The 18560-nt window shown below is 64.3% G+C and carries 20 protein-coding genes and 2 tRNA genes; 8 read left to right on the top strand and 14 right to left on the bottom strand.

All coding sequences use genetic code 11. The annotated features are described in order from the left end of the window. The 4 genes from ENJ19_03025 to ENJ19_03010 form a co-directional block, all read right to left on the bottom strand. Window positions 1-108, bottom strand: a 108-nt coding sequence (locus ENJ19_03025; GenBank protein HHM04698.1) for a flagellar basal body rod protein FlgC, incomplete at its 3' end; no start/stop codon positions are given. A gap of 2 nt (window positions 109-110) precedes the next feature. Beyond that, complete coding sequence (flgB, locus tag ENJ19_03020; GenBank protein ID HHM04697.1) at window positions 111-506, bottom strand: flagellar basal body rod protein FlgB; 396 nt, start codon at window positions 504-506, stop codon at window positions 111-113. A gap of 194 nt (window positions 507-700) precedes the next feature. After that, entirely contained in the window at window positions 701-1537 is an 837-nt protein-coding gene (locus ENJ19_03015) for a protein-glutamate O-methyltransferase CheR (protein ID HHM04696.1), read from the bottom strand. Between the two features lie 127 nt (window positions 1538-1664). Then, complete coding sequence (locus tag ENJ19_03010; protein ID HHM04695.1) at window positions 1665-2591, bottom strand: chemotaxis protein CheV; 927 nt, start codon at window positions 2589-2591, stop codon at window positions 1665-1667. 152 nt (window positions 2592-2743) lie between these two features. Between ENJ19_03010 and flgA the strand changes: the two genes are divergently transcribed. The 8 genes from flgA (at window position 2744) to ENJ19_02970 (ending at window position 10015) form a co-directional block, all read left to right on the top strand. Next, window positions 2744-3466 carry a flagellar basal body P-ring formation protein FlgA gene (gene flgA, locus ENJ19_03005; protein ID HHM04694.1) on the top strand — a complete coding sequence of 241 codons (723 nt, stop codon included), beginning with the start codon at window positions 2744-2746 and terminating at the stop codon, window positions 3464-3466. Between the two features lie 206 nt (window positions 3467-3672). Further along, entirely contained in the window at window positions 3673-3996 is a 324-nt protein-coding gene (flgM, locus tag ENJ19_03000) for a flagellar biosynthesis anti-sigma factor FlgM (protein HHM04693.1), read from the top strand. Between the two features lie 21 nt (window positions 3997-4017). After that, window positions 4018-4503 carry a flagellar protein FlgN gene (locus ENJ19_02995; protein HHM04692.1) on the top strand — a complete coding sequence of 162 codons (486 nt, stop codon included), beginning with the start codon at window positions 4018-4020 and terminating at the stop codon, window positions 4501-4503. A 69-nt stretch (window positions 4504-4572) separates the two neighbouring features. After that, window positions 4573-5244 (top strand): hypothetical protein, encoded by a 672-nt coding sequence (locus tag ENJ19_02990; protein HHM04691.1) that lies wholly within the window; start codon window positions 4573-4575, stop codon window positions 5242-5244. A 124-nt stretch (window positions 5245-5368) separates the two neighbouring features. Next, window positions 5369-5444: transfer RNA gene (locus ENJ19_02985), tRNA-Ala, on the top strand. 84 nt (window positions 5445-5528) lie between these two features. Then, window positions 5529-5605 (top strand) — tRNA-Arg (locus ENJ19_02980). A gap of 70 nt (window positions 5606-5675) precedes the next feature. After that, window positions 5676-9026 (top strand): DNA helicase UvrD, encoded by a 3351-nt coding sequence (locus ENJ19_02975; GenBank protein HHM04690.1) that lies wholly within the window; start codon window positions 5676-5678, stop codon window positions 9024-9026. An 86-nt stretch (window positions 9027-9112) separates the two neighbouring features. Further along, window positions 9113-10015 carry a hypothetical protein gene (locus tag ENJ19_02970; GenBank protein HHM04689.1) on the top strand — a complete coding sequence of 301 codons (903 nt, stop codon included), beginning with the start codon at window positions 9113-9115 and terminating at the stop codon, window positions 10013-10015. 58 nt (window positions 10016-10073) lie between these two features. On the opposite strand, the gene ENJ19_02965 is transcribed toward ENJ19_02970, so the two are convergent. From ENJ19_02965 to ENJ19_02920, 10 genes are all read right to left on the bottom strand, one after another. Then, window positions 10074-10880, bottom strand: coding sequence for a DsbC family protein (locus ENJ19_02965; GenBank protein HHM04688.1), 807 nt, complete (start codon window positions 10878-10880; stop codon window positions 10074-10076). 44 nt (window positions 10881-10924) lie between these two features. Next, window positions 10925-11836, bottom strand: coding sequence for a site-specific tyrosine recombinase XerD (gene xerD, locus ENJ19_02960; GenBank protein HHM04687.1), 912 nt, complete (start codon window positions 11834-11836; stop codon window positions 10925-10927). Next, window positions 11796-12320, bottom strand: coding sequence for a methylated-DNA--[protein]-cysteine S-methyltransferase (locus ENJ19_02955; protein HHM04686.1), 525 nt, complete (start codon window positions 12318-12320; stop codon window positions 11796-11798). Before ENJ19_02955 ends, xerD begins: the two co-directional genes overlap by 41 nt. After that, window positions 12272-14122, bottom strand: coding sequence for a hypothetical protein (locus ENJ19_02950; GenBank protein ID HHM04685.1), 1851 nt, complete (start codon window positions 14120-14122; stop codon window positions 12272-12274). The genes ENJ19_02955 and ENJ19_02950 overlap by 49 nt, the downstream gene beginning before the upstream one ends. Continuing rightward, window positions 14119-14481 (bottom strand): 50S ribosomal protein L19, encoded by a 363-nt coding sequence (locus tag ENJ19_02945; protein ID HHM04684.1) that lies wholly within the window; start codon window positions 14479-14481, stop codon window positions 14119-14121. The genes ENJ19_02950 and ENJ19_02945 overlap by 4 nt, the downstream gene beginning before the upstream one ends. Before the next feature lie 59 nt (window positions 14482-14540). Next, window positions 14541-15290, bottom strand: a complete 750-nt coding sequence (gene trmD, locus ENJ19_02940; protein HHM04683.1) for a tRNA (guanosine(37)-N1)-methyltransferase TrmD — start codon at window positions 15288-15290, stop codon at window positions 14541-14543. Between the two features lie 9 nt (window positions 15291-15299). Continuing rightward, the gene (gene rimM / locus ENJ19_02935; protein ID HHM04682.1) at window positions 15300-15821 is read right to left on the bottom strand and encodes a ribosome maturation factor RimM; all 522 of its coding nucleotides are present in this window, start codon (window positions 15819-15821) and stop codon (window positions 15300-15302) included. 7 nt (window positions 15822-15828) lie between these two features. Beyond that, the gene (locus ENJ19_02930; protein HHM04681.1) at window positions 15829-16077 is read right to left on the bottom strand and encodes a 30S ribosomal protein S16; all 249 of its coding nucleotides are present in this window, start codon (window positions 16075-16077) and stop codon (window positions 15829-15831) included. Between the two features lie 261 nt (window positions 16078-16338). Beyond that, window positions 16339-17685, bottom strand: a complete 1347-nt coding sequence (locus ENJ19_02925) for a signal recognition particle protein (protein HHM04680.1) — start codon at window positions 17683-17685, stop codon at window positions 16339-16341. A gap of 86 nt (window positions 17686-17771) precedes the next feature. Further along, window positions 17772-18539, bottom strand: a complete 768-nt coding sequence (locus tag ENJ19_02920; protein ID HHM04679.1) for a 3',5'-cyclic-nucleotide phosphodiesterase — start codon at window positions 18537-18539, stop codon at window positions 17772-17774. Window positions 18540-18560 lie beyond the last annotated feature (21 nt).

Raw genomic sequence — 18560 nt, 5'->3', positions numbered from 1 at the left:
GGTGCTGACCGTTTGCGCATTGGCCATATTGCTGGCCACGGTATTGAGGCGCACGGACTGGGCGCTCATCCCCGAGCCGGCAACGTCAAAGATCGAAAACAAAGACATGATCACTCCCCTTTGATGGCGCTGATGAGGCCTTTGATACGACCGCTCAAGAATGTCAAAGACGCCTGGTGCTGCACCGCGTTGCGGGCGAATTCCGCCTGCTCGATCTGGGTATCCACCGTGTTGCCGTCCAGCGACGGCTGCAAGGGCACCCGGTATTTGACACCGGCCTTCTCCCCCACGCCCTGGGCAGAAGGAAAATGGCGGGGATCAGTGGTCTTCAAAGTGCCATTCCCGGCCAGCGCCTGGTTCAGCACCGCTTTGAAATCGATATCCTTCGCCAGGTAGTGCGGCGTATCCGCATTGGCAATGTTGGCAGCCAGCACCTGGGCACGCGCCGCCCTGACTTTTAACGCCTGGACGTGAATACCCAGTGCTTTGTCCAGACTAATCGCCATAGGCCTCACTCCGCTTGTTGCCACCAGCAAGGCAAGGCCCATGCCAGAACAAAAGAAGCGCGGTATCAGAGGCCGGCAGCAAACGCTACCAGCGAAGGGGTGGCAAAAGCGGCAACATCATGCCGCTGATGCGGCAACAACAAGTCGGCTTTGACAAGGCCGGGAGCACAAGGCGCAGCAACAGCGGACGCTGATCAAGAGGCCATCTTGCGGCGAAACACCATGCCGCCACGGGCGCGCACAGACTCAAAGCGATCAGAATGACGGGTCATGGATTCGGCACCGCCCAAGAACAGAAAACCACCGGGCTCGATGATCCGGCTCATGCGGTCGACGATGTCTTTTTTGGACTCGGGGGAGAAATAAATGAGAACGTTGCGGCAAAACACAATATGGAAGCGTCCGAGCCCGGCGTAGCTGTGCAGCAGGTTGAGTTCGCGAAACTGCACGCAGTGACGCAGCGCCTCATTGACTCTGGCGCGCTCGCCAATACACTCAAAAAACCTTGCCCGGCGCTCCGCGGTCAAACCGCGCCCCAGGGACAAGGCGTCATAGACGCCGTCGCGGGCAATGCGCAGGACTGACGCGGCAATATCGGTGGCAATGATCTCCGTCCGCAAAGCGGCACCTCGCAGGCTGGCACGCCGGTATTCCTCTGCCACCATGGCGATGGAATAGGGCTCCTGCCCCGTCGAACACGCCGCCGACCAGATGCGCAGCTTGTGAATGCCGCGCCGGGTGAACTCGGGGAACACCAGTTCGCTCAAGGTCTCGAAGGGATGCTGATCACGAAACCACAAGGTTTCGTTGGTGGTCATGGCCTCTATGATGCGGCGCTCCACCTCTCCCGTGGCATCCTTCCTGGCGCAATCCAGTAGCTGCCGCAAGGAGGATACGCCGAGATCCTGCAATATGCCCCCCAGCCGGCTGGACACCAGGTACTGCTTGCCTGGCCCCAAAACGATCCCGGAAGCCTTCTCCAGGTACCGACTGAACAGGAAGTAGTCTTCCTGGGAATCCGCCCGGGTCACGCCGGAACCTCCCCGCAACCCACGGGCGCCCTAGCCCCCCGCGCAAGCGCCACCAGGCGCGCGCAAAGTGGGAAAATGATCACGTTCACTGCCATTCATACTGCCAGGACTATGTGATCCGGCGCGGTCACGGACAGGCCTGCTGGCTGAGGCGCTCCACCACCAGCGCCGCCAGCTCATCAAAGCTGAACTTGGACAAAAAGCCGTTGGCACCCACTTTCTTCACCAGGCTTTCGTTGAACACACCACTCAATGAAGTATGCAGCAGCACATAACTCGTTTTCAGTTTTTCATGCTGGCGTATTCTTGACGTGAGCGTGTAACCGTCCATTTCGGGCATTTCAATATCGGAGATCACCATAACCATGTCCTGCAAACGCGCAGGCTGATTGTCCGCCCAGTCACACAGCAGCTCATAGGCTTCCCTGCCGTTCTTGCACACCACGTGCTCCAATCCCAGCTCATTCAAAGTGCGCGTAACCTGGGAGCGGGCCACGGATGAATCATCAACCACCAGCACAAAGCGCCCCGCCGTCAGATTGCTGTCCAGTTCGGTTTGCAACGCGACGGGCTCCAGCATGCCGCCGATTTCGCTGAGCACCATTTCCACATCGATCAGCTCTATCATCTCATCGTCCAGCTCGGTGATGGCGGTAAGATAGTTGCTGTGCCCCATCGCGTCCGGCGGCGGATGAACCTGTCCCCAGTTGACGTTGATAATGCGATCCACCGCCCGCACCAGGAAGCCCTGCACCGAGCGATTGTATTCAGTGATCACCACATGCCCGCCCGGCTCGCTGCTCAAGGGAGCCATGCTTATGGCGCTAGACAGGTCGATCACGGGAATGGTCTTCCCCCGCATGGTGGCCACACCGCAGACCACCGGGTGGGCGTTGGGGAGGTGGGTCAGGGCCGGACGGGTGATGACTTCCTGGACTTTGAACACATTGATGCCAAAACGCTGCCTGCCGTGAAGAAAAAACAAAAGCAGCTCCAGGCGGTTCTGACCCGCGAGCTTGGTCCGTAAATCAATGCCATCCAGCAAACCTGCCATGGTGACTCCAGGAAACGTCCGTTGTGGTACACGTCTGCTATCGACAGCCGAAGAGATAAGCTTAATCAAGGCAGCCGGATACGCACCCGCCTGGCACACAGCGGCACAATACTTGCTGTTTTCGCACGACGTGTACGTTTACGAGGACTAGCATGACCATCCCATCTCCGGCTCACATGCCCCTGTCTCTGGCGGCCTGCGCGGCCTTGGCACTCACGGTGCTGCCGGCGACGGCCAGGCCCGGCTTTACACCGATCGAACCCATACGCGCCACCGCCCGGGCATTTCTCGAAGGATACGCCGGCAAACAGTACGACAAGGCCGAGGTAAAGATCGGCCGCCTGGACCGGCGCCTGCGCCTCAGCCCCTGCGAGCAGGCACTGGAGGGCTTTCTGCCCGCAGGCAGCCGCATTCCGGGCAAGACCACCGTGGGAGTGCGCTGCACGGGCAGCAAGCCGTGGACGGTATACGTGGGGGCGACGGTGACGGTTCGGGTGCACATCCTCACCACCACCCGGCCGCTGGCCCGGGGCGAATACCTCGGCCCGTCTGACGTGACGCTGACGGAGCGCGAGCTCCACACCACAACCCGCGCCTACCTGACGAACCCGGCCGATGCGGTGGGAAAACAAACCCGCCGTGCGCTGCCCGCCGGCACCCTCTTGACGGCCCGACAGGTCAAATCCCCTCCTCTGGTGAGACGCGGTGAGAAGGTGCTGCTGCTGGCCAGGGCCGGTGCCCTGACCGTGCGCATGTCCGGCACCGCCCTCAGTGACGGCGCCCGCGGTGACTTGATCAAAGTGCGCAATCTCACATCCAGGCGCGTAGTCCAAGGCGAGGTGAGCGCGGCCGGCGTGGTCACCGTCAACATGTGAAACCCTGGTCTTTACTGATTGATAGCACAAGAGAAAAACAGGCCGCATGCACGCCCTCAGACTAAAGCTTTGGCGTGCCGGGTCGTTGACTTCAGCGGATACCGCGGCAGCCAATAACCTGTCGGCCCCGACACGCCGGGCCCCCAGGGCGGCAACGGTGTTCAAGCACCCGCCGCACCCCACAATCAGAATGCATCGAGGCAGCCATGGCCATAGAAATCAACGGCAATGTGACAGCGCAGCTGTCCAACGCCAAGGACAGTGCCAAAGCCCAGCTCGGCCGCAACGACCCCAATGTGTCCAAGCTGCAGGCCGGCCAACCGCAAACAGGGGACACGGTGACACTGACCGACACCGCAGAACAGCTGCGCAAGATCGAACACCTGATTTCCAAAATGCCGGTGGTGGACATCAGCCGGGTGGAGCGAGTGAAAAAAGCGCTCACCACCGGCCAATACGACTTCAATACGGACCGCGTGGCCGACAAGCTGATGCGCTTTGAAAGCGGCATCACCCGCCACGCCGCCTGAGTTTTTTCAGGAGCGGCCCCCATGGAAGAGACCGGTGTCCAGGCGCTGCACAAGGTGCTGGATCAACAACACCACGCCAGCGGCTCACTGCTTGCGGCCCTGGAGCAGGAATTTGCCGCCTTGAGCGGCATGAACTTGCCGGCGCTGGAACAGGCCGCCCGCGCCAAGGACCAGTTGACCCGGGAACTGGAATCGCTGCACCAACGACAAATGACTTTGCTAAAGCACCTGAATGTGTCATCCCGGCCAGGGGAGATCCCCGACTTTGCCGCAGCCTTTCCCGGCAGTGCCGGAAAAAACCTGAACCACATATGGCACCAGACCGTCGCCCGGCTGCAAAAATGCCAGGACCAAAACCGCGTCAATGGCGCCGTCCTGGCCCAGTCGCTGCGCCGCACACAATCCGCCCTGGCTGTGCTCACCCAGGGTGAAACCGAAACCGGCGCCTACGGCCCCGCAGGCACCGCCAGTGCGCCGCGCCTGTCGCGCTCCCTGGGTTCCACCTGATCGCCGGGGCCACAACGACAACCGGCCAGGCCGCTGCATTCATTCGCGCCCCCCAACGCCGTGGATCAGGTGAAATTCAAACCCCAGATCATCAATGTGCTCAAGCGGGTGCAACGCGCCCGCTGTCTGCTGAAAGTGATGATTCCCGGTCACAGCGGCACCTACAACAGCGCCCTCCTCCACATCGACGGAGACCAGTCGCTGACCCTGGATGAACTGCAGCCGCCAGCAGGTCACGCCGCCCTGATGAATGCCGGACAGTGCCGGGTCCGGGCAGAACTCAAAGGCGTCACCGTGAGTTTTACCACCAACGTGCTGGCCGGCGAGAACGACCCGCGTGGAGCGTTGTATCACCTGGCGCTGCCAGACCGCCTCAGCTACCGCCAGCGACGCAAATACTACCGCTCACCGGTCGCCCTGTCCCAAGGCATCCGCGTAGTCCTGCAGCTCCCTGGCGGTGACAAAAAGAACGTGGATCTCTACGACATCTCAGGCGGTGGCCTGGCTCTTCGACACAAATGCGCGCTACCGGGCATCAAGGTGGGCGACATCCTGCCCTGCCACTTCGAGCTGGACCAAGACGAGTGCATCGACTGTGAACTGGAGGTGCGGTTTTTGTTGCGGGAACCGTCCCCGCGCCTAGGGGGCCGCTTTCACCAGATCACGCCCGCCCACCGACGGCGCATCGAACGTTTCGCCCGCCGGCTGGAACGGCAGGCCCTCAAGCAACAGGCACGCTGAGCCCGGCCCTGGCACCTGCTTCCAAAGCGCCCCATTTTACGCTAGCGGACTCCCCACACCGGTGGTAGAATGCCGTCCTCGCCGGGAACCCACCTATGGATCCATAGCGCGTGGTTTTGTCGACGGGGCCGTAGCTCAGCTGGGAGAGCGTCGCGTTCGCAATGCGAAGGTCGGGAGTTCGATCCTCCTCGGCTCCACCAACTATTCCCGCCGTCCCCTGCCGGGGCCTGCCAGCACGGCACTGCAAATCCGTCTATAATTTCAAGGGATTTCACGCCACTGCCGCCCCGGTAGCTCAGTTGGATAGAGCAGCCGCCTCCTAAGCGGCAGGTCGGACGTTCAAATCGTCTCCGGGGCACCAAATCACCTGCTCCACTTCCCCCGCCCAACGGTACACTACTGGTGGTCTGGACCACCTTAAGGAGCCCCCCATGTCCCCAAGCGCCGCGGCTTTGGCGCCTGACAACAGCATCACCGTGCTGGCTTCCGCCGGCACCGGCAAGACCTGGCTGCTGGTCTCCCGTCTGCTGCGCCTGTTGCTGGAAGGGGCGGCGCCGGATGCCATCTTGGCCATCACCTTCACCCGCAAAGCGGCGGCGGAGATGCAAAACCGCCTGGCCGAACGCTTGCTGACCCTGGGCGGACTGGAGGGCGAGGCCCTGGCCGTTGCCCTGGAGCACCTGGGCCTCAGCACCGATGCCGCCACCCTGAGCCGGGCCCGCCATCTCTACGAAAACACGCTGCACGAATCCCGTCGCATCCGGGTCACCACTTTCCACGCCTTCTGCCAGGAATTGCTGCAGCGTTTTCCGCTGGAAGCCGGCGTGCCCGCCGGTTTCGAACTCGCCGAAAGCACCGGCTACTTGCAAGAGGAAGCCTGGGATGCCCTGACAAGCGCCGCGACCGCGCAGCCAGACGGCGCCACGGCGGCCGCGCTGGAGGCGCTGTTTGAACGGCTGGGCGGCCAGCACAACTGCCGCGAGGCGCTGGCGGAATTTCTGCGCCACCGCAGTGACTGGTGGGCCTACACCGAAGGCCAGGCCGAGCCGGCAGCCTATGCCACTGCGGCCTTGCAACGGCAGCTGGATGCTGCCGGACACAATGCGGCCCTGGAGATCTTGTGGTCCGAGGACAATATCAGACAACTGCGGCAATTCGCCGCCACTTTGCGGCGCCTGGGCACGGCCACCGAACAAGGACAGGCGGACACCATCGACGCGGCGCTGGCCGCCCAGGCGGACCCGGCGGCGCGCCTGGCACTGCTCATCCCCGCTTTTTTCACCCAAAAACACCAGGTGCGCCAGCGCAAGGCCACCAAAACGGCAGAAAAATGCCTGGGAACCGCCGGCCAGGCCCGTTTTCTGGCAACGCACCAGCGCCTCCTCGAACTCATTGAGCAGGCCCGGGAACAACAACGCCGCCTCGATACCCTGGCGCTGAACCGGGCCTGGTACCGGGCCGGCAGTGCCCTGCTGGAACACTACCAGCGCCTCAAGCGGGAGCGGCGGATACTCGACTTCGCCGATCTGGAATGGCAGGCCTACACCCTGCTCAACCGCGGCGAAAACGCCTTGTGGGTGCAGTACAAACTGGACCAGCGCATCGACCACCTGCTGGTGGACGAATTCCAGGACACCAACCCCACCCAGTGGCGCCTGCTGCTGCCCCTGCTGGAAGAGCTGGCTGCCGGCGGGTCCGGACGCCGCCGCAGCGTGTTCCTGGTGGGCGACTTGAAGCAGTCCATTTACAGCTTCCGCCGCGCCGACCCGGACCTGTTCCCGGCGGCCAGGGACTGGCTGGCGCAGCGGCTGGGCGCCCGCACCCACACCCTCGTCACGTCCTACCGCTCCGCCCCTGCAATCATGGATGTCGTCAACAAGGTTTTTGGTGACCGCCAGGCCCTGCCCGACTTCCCCCCGCATGCCACCCACCACGCGGACTTGTGGGGCCGGGTGGAACTGCTGCCTCTGGCCACAGCGGATGCCGCGCCGGACACTGCCCCGCCAGCGGGACTGCGCAACCCCCTGCAGCAGCCCCGGCCGGAGCTGCGGGACCGACGCCACTTCCGGGAAGGCCAGGCCATCGCCGCCCGGCTCAAGGCCCTGTTCAGGGAACAGAAAATCCTGGGCACAGGCGCCCAGGCAAAAACCGTGGGGCCGGAGGACGTCGTCATCCTCGTACGCCGCCGCACCCATCTGGGCGACTACGAGGCCGCCCTGCGGGAAGCGGGCATACCCTATTTGAGCGCCACCCGCGGCACCTTGCTGAACTGCGTGGAAGTGCAGGACATGGTGGCCCTGCTCACCACCCTCATCACCCCCTATGACAACCTGGCCCTGGCCACGGTACTGCGCTCCCCCCTGTTCGATGCCGGCGACCGGGAACTGACGCAGCTGGCCGCCTGCCGCCGACACGGCACCTGGTGGGAAGGCCTGCGCCAACTGGCCGGCCGCGTTGATCCCGCCTCGCCCCTGGGACGGGCGGCGCACTATCTGCCAATGTGGCAGCAGGCGGCTCAGGCCCTGCCGGTGCACGACCTGCTGGATCGCCTTTATGCCCAAGGCAACGTGCTGGCCCGCTACCTCAGCGCCTTTCCGGCCCACCTGCGTCCCCGGGCCGAGGCCAACCTCACCCGTTTTCTGGAGCTGGCCCTGGAGACTGACAGCGGCCGCTATCCCAGCCTGCACCGCTTTCTTGATCGCCTCAGCACACTGCGTGACGAAGATGCCCCGGACGAAGCACCCCAGGCCGCCGGCGGGGTGCGGCTCATGACCATTCACGCCGCCAAGGGCCTGGAGGCGCCCGTGGTGGTGCTGGCCGACGCCGCCGCGGCGCCCCGCGGTGACACCACCCACAAGGCCCTGGTGCACTGGCCCAGTCGCGCCGCCGCCCCCCGCCATATGCTCCTTGCCCCCCGCAGTCATGAACGCGACGCCGTCACCCGGCAACTGTTGGACAGCGCCGCCCAGCGCAGGCAGCGGGAGGACGCCAACCTGCTTTACGTGGCCCTCACCCGCGCCCGCCAACTGCTCATCGTCAGCGGCGCGGCGCCCGCCAGAGAAGGCGCCGGCCTGGGCTGGTACGGCCAGGTGGCCACGGCCCTGGGCGACGCGGCAGACGCCGCCGGCCTGCCCTGCCATGAACCGCTGGGCTATCACCCTCCGCCCGTGGCGGCCGCGGCAGCGCCTGCGCCACCGCCTCCGGACCTGCCGGACGGGATCTCCCGACCTGTCCCCGCCCCCCCCTTCGAGGCCCCTTCACCCAGCCACCAGCACGCCGACCCGGCCACCCGCGACGGCGACGAAGACGGCCTGGAGCGGGGCCGCGCCATCCATTGTTTTCTGGACTGGTTGAGCACCGGCCGGCCGCAGACACCGGAGCCTCCGCCCCACCTCCTGGACCGCCTGTGCCTTCCCGGACCGGCTGCGTCTCAGGCGTGCTGGGAGGAAGCCCTGGCCCTGATCCGCCACCCCGGCATGCAGGAATTATTCGATCCGCGCCGTTTCGACTGTGCCTACAACGAAATCCCCATCTGCTACCGGGAGCAAGACCGGGAGGTCCACGGGATCATCGACCGGCTGCTCCTGCGCGGCGGCGAATGCCTGGTCATTGACTACAAAACGCACCGCTGCGCCCTGAATACCGATCCTGCCACCCTGGCAGCACCTTACCGGGAACAGCTGCGCGCTTACGCTGCCGGGGTGGCCCGCCTGTGGCCGGACAAAACCGTCCGGATGCGCCTGGTGTTCACCGCCAGCGCCACGGCATGGGAACTGGACTGATAAACGCTTTTCAACCCAATAAGGGCTATGGAAACGGCCCGGGCGGGATTACACTGAAGCTTCATCGACTGGCAGGGACGGTGATCATGAACGGTCAAACCTACGACATTAAACAGGATGCGGAAAAACAACCGGGCCGGGTCGCTGACTTCGTCAGCGACCTGATGCTGCTGGCCGCCTACGCCGTGGAAGCCGGCCGGCTGCCCGAGCAGGTCAAGCTGGCGGATATTTATCAGGCTTATCACAAACAAATCGACCAGAGCCTGCCCCTCAGCGCCGCCGAAATCGAATTGCTGCAATATTACTATCAGCTTCTCAAAATCGAGCTGGACCCCGTCACCCCCACCAGCCTGCGCGCCACGGCATGCCCGTCCATGAGCAAACCCATGCGCACCCCCGCCGGGCGACGGGTGCGCACCATGTGGTATTGGTCCTTTTTTTCCCTGGCCGTCATATTGGCCATCAATCTGTATCAATACGGTTTTGAATTCAATTCCGCCACCTGGGCGGCACAATACCCGGACTGGTTCACCACCTTTTCGATGTTGTACTGGGTGGCCCTGGCCATCCTGCCCTTTGCCTATGGCGCCCTGGGGGCCTCGGTAAGACTGCTGCGCATCATGGAAACCCGCCTGCGGGACCGTTCCTTCGACCCACGGCGCATTCCCGAACACCGCACCCGCTGGGTGTTGGGTACCCTGAGCGGCGGCGTGCTGGTGCTGTTTGTCAACTCCGGCGGCATCGGCGACACCCAGGTGAAGCTGGAACAAGCCGCGTTGGGTTTTCTCGGCGGCTACAGCATTGATCTGCTGTTTTCCATTCTCGACAACCTGGTACAGGTTCTGTCACCCAAAAGAGCCAGCGGGAAAAACGAACAAAAGACGAGAATTCAGGTACCGGTGAAAATCACCGAAGCCCGGGAGGAAAGCGGGACCACCCTGGCTGCCACCGACACCCAGACGAAAAAGCGACCGGCGTCCGTGGTCTGAGCGCAGCGTTTCACCTCATCCGGAACAACACACCAACGCTGCCCCACCCGGCGAAGACCTACTGCAAGGCCCCCAGCCGGGTCGCCGCGTGGCGGTCGAGCAGCTCGGCCATTTGCCTGGGCGGCACATACCCGGCAAACAAGGTGCCATCTTCGAGGATGATGGTGGGGGTGGCGTTCACACCCAGCTCACCGGCCACGGCCAGATGCTGGGCTATCGGATTGTCGCAGCGCCTGCCCCCGGTAGGCTTGCCCCGCTTGGCCAGGGTCATGGCCTCGGCCCGATCCTCCGCGCACCACACGGAGACCATTTTCCAATACGACTGGCTGTTCATGCCGGCGCGCGGATAGGCCAGATAATGCACGGCGATACCCTCGGCGTTGTACTCGGCCATCTGGCTGTGCAGCTTGCGACAATATGCGCAATCCACATCGGTGAACACGGTGATGGTATGGCGGGGGTGTTCCGGCGCGAACACAATCATCTGTTTCTCGTCCAAAGTGCTCAACAAGGCCAGACGGCCCGCGGCGCGGCCCTGTTCGGTGAGGTTCTCCCGGCTGGCCACGTCGATCACATCCCCCTGAACGACGTAGCGGCCGTCTCCGGACAAGTAAAACACTTCCGGCCCGTAGCGCACTTCATAGAGACCAGGCAGCGCGCTTTTCTTAACGGCATCCGGCTGTCTGTCCGGCACCAGTTCGGCCAGGGCGGCACTGACGGCGGCGGGCGGCTCCCCAGCCACCACGGCGGCGCTGAAACCAACCGCCAAGACCAGGGCGGGGATAATGCTTGCGAATTTCATTTTGCGTGTGCTCTCCGTTTGTGTGTCTTCCCAGGCCGGCTGCGACATCACCCTGACCCCCATCTACAGGCGGACCCCAGGCGGACTCCCGTCCCCGCGGAGGCGGGCTAAGCGCGCGGGTGGTGCCGTGCGTGCAGCTGTTTCAGCCGCTCTTTGGCCACGTGAGTATATATCTGTGTGGTGGATAAATCTGCATGCCCCAGCAACAGCTGCACCGCCCGCAAATCCGCGCCATGGTTGACCAGATGGGTGGCGAAGGAATGGCGCAGCGTGTGGGGTGAGAGGGGCACGCGGATAGCCACCGAGCGGGCATAGCGCTTGATCAGATACCAAAACGCCTGGCGCGTCATGGCCGCGCCCCTTTGGGTCACGAACAAGGCATCGCTCATGCGGCCGCGCAACAGCTGCGGGCGGGCACCGTCAAGATAGCGCTCCAGCCACTGGGCGGCTTCCTCGCCCATGGGAACCAGCCTCTCCCTGCCGCCCTTGCCCATAACCCGCACCACCGCCTGGCTGCGGCTCACCCGCACCAGGGGCAGACCCACCAGCTCGCTCACCCTGAGGCCGCAGGCATAGAGCAGCTCCAACATGGCACGGTCACGCAAACCCAGCGTCGCCTCGGTGTCGGGTGCCAGCAGCAAAGCCTCCACCTCGGACTCACTCAATACGCTGGGCAGGGTCTGGGGCAGTTTGGGGGCATCAACCTGGGCGGTGGGATCGTCTTCCCGGCGACCCTCCCGCACCAGATACTGATAGAAGCGCCGCAAGCAGGACAAGCGCCGGGCAATGGTCCGTGAACGCGCCCGGCGGTCACCGGCCTGGTCCGAAAGATAGTGAGACAGATGATGCCGGGTGGCGGTGAGCAACCGCTCACCGCGCTCGTGCAACCAACGGGCGCAGCGGGTCAAATCGGAGCGGTAGGCGGCGACGGTGTTGGGGCTCACGCCCCGTTCCATCCACAGCGTATCGAGAAACACATCAATCAACGCCAGTTCCGGCGCCGGCACCGTTTTTTTCATGGTGTATCAACCACGCTTTGATTTCGCACGGACTCCCGCTGGTGGTCCCCATAAAACCACCCAGGCCCGTTGCCGCCACCAGACGGTGACAGGGCGTGAGCAGGGGCAGGGGATTCGCCCGGCAGGCCCCGCCCACAGCCCGGGGCGCACTGCGAAGATCGGCGGCCAAATCGCTGTAACAGCGGGTCACCCCCGCGGGAATCGCTCTGAGCCCCGCCCACACGCGGCGCTGAAACGCGGTGCCCCGCTCCAGGTAAGGCACCGCCACGGGCGCCCGGGGGTCGGCGAAATAGGCATCAAGAGCCTGAACGGCCCGCCGGGCAAAAACGCTGCGGGGTGGGCGCAAGGCCGCCTCCGCCCCCAAAAAGACAATGCCGGTGACCGCCTCGCCCCTCATTCGCAAACCCAGCCGTACCCCGGGAATGGGTGTTTCGACTACGGCATCGAAGGAAAGTGCTGGGGCGTTTGTTCGGGACGCAACCATAGTTGATCCAGTTTTCTTTTCAGGGCTGCGCGCCGGCTGGGATCACCGGTACGGCGCAACAGATCCCGGTAGATGCGCCGGGCATCGTCCCGCAGGCCGGCATCGGTCAAGGCTTCGGCGGCGTGATAGCGGGCGGTCTGACCCCAGATGCCTGCGGGATCGTCGTCCAGACGCGCCGAACGGAGATAATAGCGCGCCGCAGTATCGAAGTGACCCAGCGCCTTGTACGAATCGGCCATCCAGAACAAGATTTCCCGGCTGAGCCCCGGATCCCCGGCACGGGCCAGGGCCAGATCGAACAGCCGCAAGGCCTCCTCGTGGCGGCCGAGGATTTGCAAATCAAACAATATCTGGTTGTAACGATCCAGGCCGTCCCGCGACCAGCGCTGCTGCGCCTCCATCACTCGCTCCAGGGCATTGACAGCGGCATCGTATTGCCGCCCCAGCAGCAGCAAGCGGGCGCGACGCAGCTGCCAGTCCACGGCATTGCCACCGGGCGGCGCCTGCACCAGGCCGGCACTCAAACGGGACGCCAGCGCCATATCCTCATCGGCCAGGGCCTGGGCCAACAGGGGATAACGCACGATGGCGGGAATGTCCTCAATGCGGGGAAAACGTTCGCTGTCCAGATAGAGCGCCCTCAACAGCCGCCCCCCCTGGGGCAGTTCACCCAAGCGGCGCGCGAATTCCTGATGCGCCAGGGCCGTCATGTCGCCCCCGACCCCGCCTTGCTGGGCCAGGGTGGCCAGCAGGGCACGGGCATCGCGGGGACGCAGCGCATGTATACGGCGGGCCGTCTCGAACCAGGGCGCGGCCTCCCCCAGCAAAAGCTGCGCCCGGTTGGCCAGCTCCATGCCATAATCGCGATAGGCCTGCCACAGCTCGTCCCCATCGCCCCCGAGCAGTTCATCACCGCGATGAGCCGGCGGCGGATAACTCAGGGCCTGCTCCAATGCCCGCACCCGGTTGGAATGGTCGCCGTCCCGCTGGGCGGCCCGAGCGGCAATCAGCCACAAGCGCCGCTTGCCTGCCGGCGACAGCGCCGGATCGTCCAGCGCCTTGATCACCCCGGCCAGCACCGCAACAGGAGGCATCTGTCCGCTGCGCAAACGTGCCAACCACCGCAAGACGCGGGCCTCTTCACCGGCCACGCCGTCCAACACGGCGACGGCCTGCGCCGGATAGGCACTCAGCAGGGCCAGCCGCGCTTCCAGCTCCCTGGCACTGTCCCCGCCCCGGCCGTAATCCTGCCGGTAGCGCACCATGGCGGTACGGGCGTCCTCGTAGCGTTTGTCCGCGAGATAGCTCTTGATGAGCAGGCGCCGCCACCGGGCCCTCTGCTCGTCCGTCACTGTCGCGCCATCGCGCCACAACAAAGCGGCCAGCCGGCGTCGGGCCGCAGCGCCACGGGACAAGGCCAGCTCGGCCATGGCCGCGCGGGTGTGGGCCCATTGCAGGAATTCCGGGGAAACACCGTCCGGCAAGGCGTCGGCCCGCTCCACCAGCGCGGCCCAATGGCCGGCCGATGCCAACAGTATCAGCCGCTGGCGCTCCCACAGTTCCCAGGCAGGCAGTGTGCCCGGGCTGGGTGGGGGTTGGTAGGTGTCAAGCAGGCGCAGCGCCAGATCCGGCGCCCCGTCCCGTTTGAGGCGCACCACCTCTTCCAGGGTGCCGTCGGGATCGGGAGGAGGATGCGCTGCACCGCCGGCCGGGAGGGCCAGCGTCATCAAGACAACGTAAAGACAAAGCGGCCCGCGAAAGGGCTTGCACCACTTCGCCGGGCCGCTTTGCCACAGGCTCATGAGCCGCTGGGCGCCTTGAGTTTTTCCTTGATGCGGGCCGCCTTGCCGGTGCGCCCGCGCAGATAGTAGAGCTTGGCGCGGCGCACATCCCCCCGCCGCTTGACGGTGATCTTGTCCACCAGCGGGCTGTGGGTCTGAAACACCCGTTCCACCCCTTCGCCGTGCGACATCTTGCGCACGGTGAACGAAGAATTGAGGCCCCGGTTGCGGCGGGCGATGACCACGCCTTCGAAGGCCTGCAGGCGTTCGCGATTGCCTTCCTTCACTTTCACCTGCACTTCGACCGTATCGCCGGGCGCAAAGCCCGGGACATCGCTCTTGATTTGCTCGGCTTCCAATTCGCTGATGATGTTGCTCATGTTCGTTACCCCGATAGTCAGATAATCACTGCTTGACGGCTGCCGCCACGAGTGTGGGCTCATTCGTCCGCCGGCGTTTCCCGTTCACGAATAAATTCGTCCAACAGCTGGCGCTGCGCCACGCTCAGCGTTTTTTCTTTGAGCAGCTCCGGCCGCCGCAGCCAGGTCTGCCCCAGGGCCTGCTTGAGCCGCCAGCGGCGGATGGCACCGTGGTCACCCCCAAGCAGCACACCCGGCACTTTGCGCCCGTCAAACACCTCCGGGCGGGTGTAATGCGGGCAGTCCAGCAAGCCCTCGCAAAATGAATCCTGCTGCGCTGAGTCCTCGTGCCCCAGCACGCCCGGCAGCAGCCGGGTGACCGCATCGATGATCACCATTGCCGCCAACTCACCGCCGCTCAGCACGTAATCACCGATGGACCATTCTTCGTCCACCTCGGCGTCGATGAGCCGCTGGTCCACCCCTTCGTACCGGCCAGCCAGCAAAATCAGTCCCGGGCGCCGCGCCAGGGCTTCCACGCCGGCCTGATTCAGGGTGCGCCCCTGGGGCGACAAATACAGCACCGGGCTGGCCGGCGCCGCTTGCCGGGCGGCGGACAGCGCCGCTTGCAGCGGCGCGGCCATCATGACCATGCCCGGACCACCGCCGTAGGGCCGGTCATCCACCGTACGATGGCGGTCACGGGTGTAGTCGCGCGGGTTCCAGGTCACCACCTGCACAGCGCCCCGCTTTACCGCCTTGCCGGTCACACCGTAACCGGCCACCGCGCCGAGCATGTCCGGAAACACGGTCACCACGTCGAAACGCACGGCACCACCTCAAAATTCGGGGTCCCAATCGACCTGCATCACACCGTTTTCAAGATCCACCTCGCGCACCACCCGGCCGGAGACATACGGAATCAGGTGTTCCCGATCCCCTTTGATCACCAACACGTCGTTGGCACCGGTTTCCAGCAAATGGTCCACGCGGCCGAGAAGCTGCCCGGCCAGGGTTTCCACCCTGAGACCGATGAGGTCCACCCAGTAATAGCGGCCGGCTTCGACGGGCGGCAGCGCCGCGCGGGGAACGAGGATGTCGCAACCCACCAGCTCACGGGCCCGGTCCCGGTCATCGCATGTTTCCAGACGGGCAATCAGCCCCTTTCCGTGGGAACGGCCTTCCACCATCTCCCACGGCCGGCACTCGCCGTCCCGGCACAGCCACCACGGGCTGAACCGGAAAATCTCTTCCCGGGGATCAGCAAAGGAGAAAACCCTGACCCAGCCGCGCACCCCGAAAACGCCGGCAATGCGGCCCAGCACAACCGGCTGGTCCGGCCCCGCCGTGCCCGCACCCATGTTCTCATCAAGCCTGGGCGGCCTGTTGCTGGATGAGCTTGCCAACCCGCTCAGACGCCTGTGCGCCCTGCGACAACCAGTAATCAATGCGCTCGGCGTCCATGTGCAAACGGGTCTCCCCCCCCGTGGCGACGGGGTTGAAATACCCCACGCGCTCGATAAAGCGGCCCCCGCGGGCACTGCGGCTGTCGGTTACGACAATGTGATAGAACGGCCGCTTCTTCGCGCCGGTCCGGGCCAAACGAATGGTCACCATAGGCTCTGTGTCCCCTTATGGAAAATCGACTCTGGCCGACCGCCCAGGCGCAGCCGGCTAAAAAGCGGGTATTTTACGCGATCTTTTGAAAATGGAAAGAAAAAAGTGTAACCGCGAAGGCCTGCCAAGGGTTGGAATTCTGATCCCGGCCGCATTGGTGCGCCGGTATCCGCGCCGCCCGTTGACGCGGACAACAGCGGCTTGGCGCTCCTGGCACCCTGCACGGTTGACCCGTTTTCCCGCTCCGGCGCAATCCCAGTCTCAAAACGGCAGGCGGCCACCCATGCCACGAAGCATTTTTTTCATTCCGCCCTTGGAAAATTTCTTCATCATTTTCTGCATCTGGGCATGCTGTTTGAGCAGCCGGTTAACATCCTGCACCCGGGTGCCGGAACCTGCGGCGATGCGGCGCTTGCGTGAGCCTTTGATGATGTCGGGCGCGCTGCGCTCCTGGGGTGTCATGGCGTTGATGATCGCTTCCATGCGGTGAAATTCTTTGTCGCTGGCTTGTTCTTTGACCGAATCGGGGACGTTGGACATCCCCGGCATTTTGTCCATCAGGCTGGCGATGCCGCCCATATTGCGCATTTGCTGAAGCTGGTCGCGGAAATCCTCCAGATCGAAACCCCGGCCTTTTTTGAGTTTTCGGGCCAGCTTCTCCGCTTTGCCCTGATCCACGCTGCGCTGGGCCTGTTCCACCAGGGACAACACGTCCCCCATGCCGAGAATGCGCGACGCGACCCGGTCCGGGTGAAAGGGCTCCAGGGCCCCGGTTTTTTCCCCCACACCAAGGAACTTGATGGGACAGCCGGTAATCTGCCGCACGGACAGGGCGGCGCCGCCGCGGGCATCACCATCCGCCTTGGTGAGAACAACGCCGGTAAGTGGCAGGCTCTCGCCGAAGGCCTTGGCGGTGTTGGCCGCGTCCTGGCCGGTCATGCTGTCCACCACGAACAGGGTCTCCACCGGCGCCACCGCCTGGTGCAGGCGCCGGATCTCCGCCATCATGTCCGCATCGATGTGCAAGCGCCCGGCGGTGTCGACCAGCAACACGTCCACGAATTGTTTGCGCGCCGCCACCTGGGCCGCCTGGGCAATGGCAACGGGGTCCTGGTCGGCCTCGCTGGGGAACCAGAGGGCGCCCACCTCATCCGCCAGCGTCTTGAGCTGGGCAATGGCTGCCGGCCGGTAGACGTCGCAGCTGACAACCATGACCGTTTTGTTGTGCCGCTCTTTGAGCAGGCGCGCCAGTTTCGCCACCGTGGTGGTTTTGCCGGCCCCCTGCAGGCCGGCCATGAGCACGACGGCGGGGGGCTGGGTGTTGAGTTGCAGCGCTTCGTTAGCCTGCCCCATAAGGGCGACCAGCTCGTCCCGCACCACGCCGATGAAGGCCTGGCCGGGAGTCAGGCTGCCCAGCACGTCGCGGCCCACGGCACGTGCGCGGATGTGCTTGATGAATTCGCGCACCACGGGCAGGGCCACATCCGCCTCCAGCAGGGCCATGCGGACTTCGCGCAGCGCATCCTTGATATTGTCTTCGGTCAGGCGGCCCTGGCCGCGCAGGCGCTTGAGGGTGTGGCCCAGGCGTTCGCTGAGGTTGTCAAACATGGTTTTCCGTCACGGGTGACTGTAATACGTGAGAAGCCGAGGAGGGGGATTATACGCGAAGGGTCGGGGTCGGGGGGCGCCCGGGATCAGAAGTAAAAGACCTCTCCCCCGCTGAGGCGGCGCAGGGAGGGCCAGTCGGGCAGGGCCGCGCGGATTTCCGCGAGGATGGTCTCTTCTTCCCCGGGCTTGTTGTGGGTGATGCACACGGCCGGGCGATGACGCAGTTTTTTCATGTCTGCCGCCAACAGGCTGGGGCAGTAATGTTTCGCCAGGTGGCAGAGTTTGAGTTCGGCGTTGGAGAAGGCGGTTTCGACAATCAGCACATCCAGCCCGGCAGCAGCATTCAGGGCGTCCCAGAAAGCGTCGTTGGTGGAGGTGTCGCCGCTGAAGGCAAACGCCCCCCCGGGGGAAGACACCCGGTAGCCCACCGCCGGCACGGCGTGGGCCACGGGGATCATTTCGAAACGCCGCCCCTTGAGTTCCACGCCTTGCCCCGCTTCCATGGGCGCGTAGCGCAACACGGGGCGGTCGGCGCTGGGGAGAACGGAAAAATCGGGCCAGATGCGCCAATTGAAGATATGCTGCTGCAAGGCTTTAATGGTCTCGGGCAGGCCGTGCACGGTCAGCGCCTGCCCGACCCGGTCGAACACGCTGTCCAGCATGAAGGGAATGAAGGCGATATGGTCCAGGTGGGAATGAGTCAGAAAGACATGCCGGATGGCCGCCATTTGAGACAAGTCGAGATCGCCGACACCGCTGCCGGCATCAATCAACACATCGTCATCCACCAGCAAGGATGTCGTGCGGTGCCCGCGCCCTATCCCTCCGCTGCATCCCAGTACCTTGAGTTCCATCAGTCACCGCACTTGTTTTGG

Source organism: Gammaproteobacteria bacterium (genome assembly GCA_011375345.1).
Taxonomy (GTDB): Bacteria; Pseudomonadota; Gammaproteobacteria; order DRLM01; family DRLM01; genus DRLM01.
Note: the sequence above shows the minus strand (reverse complement) of the source record. Positions and strands in the feature narration are given on the sequence as shown.